This is a genomic window from Chromohalobacter sp. HP20-39 (genome assembly GCF_033052815.1).
In the GTDB taxonomy this organism is placed as follows: domain Bacteria; phylum Pseudomonadota; class Gammaproteobacteria; order Pseudomonadales; family Halomonadaceae; genus Chromohalobacter.
The window spans coordinates 1-261 of the sequence record NZ_JAWHTP010000806.1 but is presented as its reverse complement, the minus strand read 5'-3'; the positions used below and the strand labels follow the sequence as shown (position 1 = coordinate 261).

Genomic DNA, 261 nt, shown 5'->3' with positions numbered 1-261 from the left:
GCGACATCCCCGACAGGGTGCGGGAGACCGCATCCACGACCGTTTCGATCAACGGCTCGCCGGACCGGCCGCGGTTCGGCAGGCCGATGATGTCCACCGCCGGCTCGCCGAGAACCACGCCGTCCTCGTCGATGGCGATCGCCACCGAGACCAGGCCGGCCTGCATGAGCTTGCGCCGTTCCGGGATCGCCCGGTCCTTCTCGTCGATCAGGACGTCGCCGTCCTTGAACAGCCGGCCGGCCTTCACGTGGTCGACCACCG

Annotated in this window: 1 protein-coding gene; it reads right to left on the bottom strand. The window is 69.7% G+C overall.

Going from position 1 to position 261, the window contains the following annotated elements; translation table 11 throughout:
* On the bottom strand, positions 1–261 hold a 261-nt coding region (locus RVY79_RS20180; protein ID WP_317466358.1), incomplete at both ends, for a hypothetical protein.